The sequence below is a fragment of the Xanthovirga aplysinae genome (assembly GCF_009711365.1).
Taxonomy (GTDB): domain Bacteria; phylum Bacteroidota; class Bacteroidia; order Cytophagales; family Cyclobacteriaceae; genus Xanthovirga; species Xanthovirga aplysinae.
This window is the reverse complement of sequence record NZ_SMMB01001063.1, coordinates 1-7,227: the sequence shown is the minus strand read 5'-3', so window position 1 is coordinate 7,227 and position 7,227 is coordinate 1. Positions and strand designations below refer to the sequence as shown.

Annotated in this window: 1 protein-coding gene; it reads left to right on the top strand. The window is 37.1% G+C overall.

Annotated features, from left to right (window positions below):
• Positions 1-7: 7 nt before the first annotated feature.
• A complete protein-coding gene (locus tag E1171_RS11830) occupies positions 8-7,066 on the top strand; it encodes an Eco57I restriction-modification methylase domain-containing protein (protein ID WP_155206213.1) in 7,059 nt (2,352 codons plus the stop codon).
• The last annotated feature ends 161 nt before the right edge of the window (positions 7,067-7,227 follow it).

Sequence of the window (7,227 nt, the reverse complement as noted above, 5' to 3'; positions counted from 1 at the left end):
TTTTTTAATGAAGAAGTCAAAAGCATTTTTAACCAATATCGAAATCCTAAAAAGTATTTTATCTGAAAGCCCTGATCCTGAATTACTAAAGCAGTATACCGGTTTAGGAGCTTTTAAAGAAGTTTTAAGTTTATCTGAGCCTGAAAAATTTAAAGAAGAAACCAAAGAATTAAAGCAGCAAATAAAAAAGGTGGCTGAAGCAGAGGGAAGGAACCCAGACTTTATTCTTAACTCAGCAAAGCGCAGTGTGTTAACGGCCTATTACACACCTGAAGTTCTTGTCAAATCTATTTATGCAGCCCTTCAAAAATCCGGAACCAAGTTTAATAAGGTTTTGGAACCAGCAGCAGGGGTGGGAGCATTTCTTGAGCATTTTCCAGATGGTTTAAAGGGGGATAACTTTTCTTTTACGGCAGTTGAAAAGGATTTTGTATCCTCAAAGGTCCTTGAGAAAATTTACTTAAATAGACCAGATGTTAATGTAATTCGAGACGGTTTTGAAACCGTATCTGATAGCGGATTTGATCTTGTAATATCAAATATCCCATTTGGGGATGTGTCCATAAATCGGGACCTGGAGTATAGAAAAAGAAAAGGGGTATATGGGCAAAGCTTAAAAAAGATCCACAATTATTTCTTTTTAAAAGGATCGGAAAAGCTAAAAAATGGTGGGGTGATTGCCTATGTTACTTCCACGGGAGTAATGGATAGTGAGAAGAATAGGAGTGTTAGGCAGGAGTTAGTTAAGAAGAATGATTTCCTGGGAGCCGTTAGGCTTAATGATAAGGTTTTTTCCGATGCCGGCACATCGGTAACTACGGATGTTATCTTTCTTCAGAAAAATGAAAAGAAGAAAGGTTTAACGGTTAATGATAGACTATTTATTGATACTAAAGAAATTGTTCTGCCAAAACAGAATGGTGAAAAAACAAAGAAGGCAGTAAATAGCTTTTATGTGGTTAATCCAAAACAGGTTCTTGGTAATATGGAATTGGGAGGGGCTTATCGGGGAGATAATCTTTCTGTCAAAGGTGCCAGGTATAAAGAGGAGAATGGTTTGGCTAATGAGGTAACCCAAGCTATTTACAGTAGTTTAAATCTTTCTCAATATCCGAACTTAGAATTGGAGGAAGAGGATAAAAGCCTAAAAAGGAAGATAGGGGATTTAATTGGGGAAAATCCCACAAGCATTCGAGAAGCAGTTACCAGGCTTATGAAAGGTGGCTATGAAGTTTATGTAAATACCGAAAAGGAAGATTCAAACCTCCTAAATATAATCAGCCCAGAGGATAAAAATAAAGGTATATCTGTAAGTGATCTTTTGGGCTATGAATCGGAAAAGTCCTTCTTCCAATTACGGGTTAAAGGTCGGCCATATTTTGACCCCCGTTTTAGTGACAAAGTAATAGGGATAAAAAATGGTAAATTTTACACCGAGGATCGCAAAATTACTTTGGCTCCTTCTAATCCCAATGAACTTCAATTAGACAAAGAGCTTGTTGCGCATTTGGGAACAGGAAAAAGAGATTTTAGGGATTTGGTTTCAAAGCTGATACGGAACGGCCATGAGCTGTATGTAAATCAGAATGATTCTGATAAGGAAACCCTATATATAGTAAAAGGTAATACAGCCTTTCCGGTTTCGTCTTTGCTCGGCCTAAAAGATGAACAAAGTTTCTTTGATAAATATATATATCCTCACCGTAAGCAACTATTTAAAGAAGACTTTTCCAATGTGGTTATGAGCCTTGGAGAAGGTAACAAGGTCCAAGTTGATAAGGAAAGAAAAATAGTGCTTCCGGATCTGGATTCAAATAAGCCTCAAGATAGAACACCTAGTCCCACGGTTAAACTGGAAGAAGTGCCTGTTTCAAAAGAAATGGTTACTGAAACCTCTTCTTTAACGATTAAAGATTATAGTGCTAAATCTTTGGTGGTTTTGGGGACAACTATAGAAACTGGTAAGGCTTTAAAAGACTACTTTATTTCTCATGGGGTAAAAAGCTTAGGATATAATTCACACCTAAGAGATGAAGAAGGGAAGCGTTTTTCAGGTTGGATTGTCCCAAAGAAGCACAGTAAACTTTTGGAGGAATACATTAACGGTTTGTCGAAGGATGATCAAAAGACAGAAATAGAAAGTCCAAAAACTAATTTAAGTGCTGAAGGTGAAAATTTAGCTTCTTCAGTGACCCATGGGATTTCCTCTCAGAAACCAGGGGAAAAGATAGATTCAATTAATTCTAAACCAGCAATCCCTGAAATTTCCTTATCGGAACTGAGCAGTAAAAACATGAGGGATTCCTATATACTTAAGTGTAATTTATTGGATTTGGACCTTCCTCCAGACCTTGAAACAAAAATTCTAGAACAGAATATTAAAGGTTTTGATACTACAATTGAATTAAAGTACAATACTACATTTAGTAAGACCGTCGATATCCAGCACTTCACTATCCAGGGGGATTTGGCCAGTAAGACTGGGTTTAGGAGTCATTTTTTTGAGGCTTCATTTTCTGATTTAAATAAAAAATATCCCAATGCAGAGGAAGGCCTAAAGGGTTTTTTAAAGCACCATTTTAATAATAAATATTGGCAAGAAAGGAAACAGCATGAAGATAATTTAAAAAGGAAAAAAGAGGAACAGCTTAAAAAGCAACAGTTAGGCCTATTTTCAAATTTTCCAAAAACGCCTAAGCTTGAAATTGCTGAGAAGAAACAGGAAGAAAAAAACTCGCAGATACCTACAATCACTTTAGAGGATCTAAAGGACGCTTCTGTACGGGATCATTTTACCGCTACTTTCGATTTGTTGGAATTTGGTTTGTCAGATTCCTTGCAATCAAAAATTCAGGAGCAAAAAGAACAAGGGGTCGATACTACAATAAAATTAACTTATCTATCTTCTGATCTTGATCAACATTGGAAGGTTGAAGGGGAATTGGTAGGTTCAAAAGGTGTTTCAGACCTGAATACCAAACAGCGACTTGCATCCCTGGAAGGAAACCCTTTAGCCATGAAATCTTTTGTGAAGGATTTCCTTACCAATACTCAATTCAATGAGATTTTTTGGAGAAGGAAGGCTTACTATGAAAAGCTAAAGGAGAAAGGCCCTTTAATTTCTTCCCCTGATGGTTCTTCAACTTCTAAGGATAAAAAGTTAGCAGACAACAAACCAAAAGTCACAAGAAGAATAGGAGGGAAGCTAAATAATTCTCAGGCCAATACCTTAGAGGTTATGCGTAACCTTCAGAGTGGCCAGGAACTTTTTAAAAACTCTGACCTTCATAGAATTTTGGTTTCTGGTTTTGATAGTGAAAAGGAAGAAATTACTATTTCTTTAATTAATCAACAGGAGCAAAGGACATTTAATGTAAAAGAGTTTCATACTTTTTTAGAAGAGGCTAGAGAAGGGTTGAAGCAGCAGGAAGAGAATTATAAGCTTTCAAAGCTATTGGTCTTAAATCATGTTTACCAATCTGTTTTATCCAACAAAGAGAAAGGCCAATATACAATTGAGGATGGCAAAACCTTAAACCGTGAGTATTGGAATACGGTGGCTGAAATTGGTTTTCTCCATGAAGGGGAAAATAGGGACCATTTATTGAAGGACAGGGAAGAGGGAAGTATAATGGGACGTTCATTTCTTTTGCTTGGCCTGGAAAACTGGAACAATAGGAGAAAGAGATTTGAAGGTGTTGCTACCATCCTGGATATTTCAGAAAAGCAGGAACATATTGAAGTAGATGAGCCTTTATCAGAAGATCAAGCTTTAGCTTATTCTCTTAATCTTAGGGGAAAGGTTGATACAAATTTGATAGAGAAGGTTACTAAAGGTGATTGGCCTGAGATTGAAAAAGTATTACTCGATGAAAAGCGGCTTATCTTCAAAAATCCAAATAGTAATTCTAAGGGTGAAGAAGAATACCAGGTTCGAGCTTCCTATTTGTCTGGTAATATTTCTCAAAAGTTAAAAGACAATGAAAGCTTAAAGGGAACCAGGTACTATCAGATTAATAAAGAGGAATTAGAAAAGGTAAAGGTAAATGTATTAGCCGATGAGCTGGATTTGAATTTAGGTGAGCGCTGGATACCAACAGGTATTTACACCTCTTTTATCCAAGATGATTTAGGCTTTGTGGACTGTACAATTAACTACAAGCATAAGGAGGATAAATTCAAATTTGAAGGTGTTGTTTCTCAAGGCCTGGAAGATACCTGGGGTAATATTGGTCATTTTAGGGCAAGGGACATTATTGAGTGTGCTTTTGCTCATAACCTTCCTAATGTAACTTTTCGTGATGTGGAAGGAAAAACTTTTGTTCATAGGGAGGAAACACAACGGCTACATGCAAAGATAAATGAGGTTAGGGAACGGTTTTCTGTTTTCTGGAGAAAGCAGGAAAAGATAAAAGAATCTCTACTTGAGCTCTATAACGATAATCAGGTTACAGTTCCTGCCAGCTTTGATGGTTCACATTTGAGTTTTGATGATATTAATCCTGATATCATTCCTTATGACCACCAGAAGGATACTGTATGGATGCTAACTCAAAATGACGGAGGCATAGCAGACCATATGGTGGGTTCTGGAAAAACAATTACCATGTTTACATCTGCAATGAAGATGAAACAGTTGGGAATGGCAAAGAAGCCTCTAATAACGGTTATGAAGGCTACTTTAAGTCAAATGGAAAAAGAGTTCAAAAGACTCTACCCTAATGCAAATTTATTAGTGCCAGGGCCAAATGATCTTACAAAAGAGGGAAGAAAGGAATTTTTAGCAAAAATGCTTAATAATGAATATGACTGTGTTATCATGACACATGAGCAGTTCGGGAAAATTCCACAAGACCGTGGAGTAGAAGAAGGTTTATTACTGGAGGGTATAAAGGAGCTGGAGGATGAGATTATTCGAATGGAGAATGAAACCGGAACCAGAGCCAGTAAACAAATCCTTACAGGTTTAGAAAAAAGAAAGGAAAAGCTTGAAGGGGAATTAGAGTATTTACAAAAAAGCATGGCTAAGGATGAAGGGTTGCCGACCTTTAGAGAAATAGGTACCGATCATTTGTTTGTAGATGAATCTCAGAAGTTTAAAAACCTATGGTACACCACAAGGCATAGTAGGGTTGCAGGGCTTGGTGATCCCACCGGAAGTCAAAAAGCAAATAACCTTTTAACTGCTATTCGTGATATTCAAGAACGTAAGGGAGGGGATAAGGGAGTTACGTTTTTGTCCGGAACCACTATCTCCAATTCCTTAGTGGAGTTGTTCTTACTTTTCAAATACCTACGACCGCAAAAGTTAAAGGAAATGAAAATGGAAACTTTTGATTCCTGGGCTGCATCATATGCTGAGAAGTCTAGTGATTTTGAGTTCTCCGTCACTAATGAACTGAAAAGAAAAGAACGATTCAGAAGCTTTATTAAGGTGCCAGAGCTTGCAGCTCTCTATTCTGAGATTGCGGATATTCGCAATGATAAGAATTTGACCTTGGATAAACCCAATGGTAATTTCCAAATGATTACCATTCCTTCAACACCAGAACAGAAGGCATTCAATGAGGAACTTATCAGTTATGTACAAACTAGTAGCGATAAAGCTAAGATGCTTATTGCTACTAATCAAAGTCGCAAAATGAGTGTTTTGACATGGTTGGTAGGTGAGGGTGCGGAAGATGATCCTAATAATAAGCTGTCTATTATTTCAAATAATGTTGCTAAGATTTATGAGGAAACAAAGGAGCATAGGGGAACGCAGTTAATTTTCTCTGATATTGGAGTGCCGAATGATGATGGTAGATTTAACGTCTATGCGGAGATTAAGAGAAAACTTATTGAACATGGTGTTAAGGCAGAGGATATCGCCTTCATCCATGATTATAACAGCGATAAGCGGAAACAAGAGCTTTTCAGACAGATGAATGCAGGGGAAAAGCGAATTCTTCTTGGCTCCACGGAAAAAATGGGGACGGGGGTAAATGTTCAAGAACGTTGTGCAGCTCTGCACCATGTGGATATTCCCTGGAGGCCTGCTGACATGGAACAAAGAAATGGCAGGGGTGTTCGTCAAAAAAACTGGTTTGCAAAGGAACATAATAAAAATAGTGTAGATGTGTTCATGTACGCTACAGAGCGCACCCTAGATGCATTTCAATATGAATTACTTCGCAACAAGCAGAATATCATAGACCAAATAAAGGATGGTTCAGTGGGGAGAAGAATAGATGAAGGAGCCGGAGATGATGAGAGCGGAATGAACTATGCTGAGTATGTAGCTTTGCTTTCCGGCAACGATGACCTCTTGAAAAAGGTCAAGTTAGAAAAGAAGGTTGGTGAGCTAGAAGGAAAACAAAAGTTATTTAATGATAACATAAAAAGGCATGATCATAATATTGATAGGTATCAAAGGGAGATCGCAAGTTTTGAAAAAGCTTTAGAAATAAAGAAGAGGGAATTGAAGTATATTCATTCCAATTTTAAGACAAAAACAAAGGAAGGTAAAGAGGAAAAATTAAATCTATCTTCTTTTACTGGCATGAGCTTGCAAGGAGATACGATAGAGAAATTTGAGGAAGTGGGGCAGCACCTAAAAAGGATCAATATGGAACTAATTCAATCGGCACCTTTGGGAAGTGAGCATGAATTAGGTAGTTATTTGGGTTTTGCTCTGCAAGGCATTGTAAAAAAGGATTGGGGGCAAAATACAGTAGAATTTTCATTAAAATCTCCAGAAACAGGTATTAGATATAAATATAAGGAAGGTATAATACCTGCGGATTCTTCACTAAATGCTTTTGCCTCGTTGGTTCGTAATGCGATAAGTAAGATTGAAGAAGATGCTCATAGATTTGAAAACCGTTCCATTCCAGGAGCTAAACAGGACCTTGAATTCTTGAAGAATCAGGAAATAGAAAGAGAATGGCCAGAGCAACAAAAACTTGATGATCTAAAGGAGGAATATTCTATGTTAATCGCTAAATTGGATGCAAATGATAGTCCAGGACAAATGCAGCAGAAAGGTGAGGAGCCGATAAATAAACCTGCTATGTCAATTTCATAGATTTGAATATTTGAATGAATAAAAGGTATAAACTAATGTTAGAGTTAAAGTTGAAATTAGCCAAATTAAAGCTTTGGGTATTAGAGCTATTAACCAAATAGGTTTATTTATAACATCAATTAGAGAAAAAGGGGAGCCAGCAAGATTATCTTGCTGGTTTT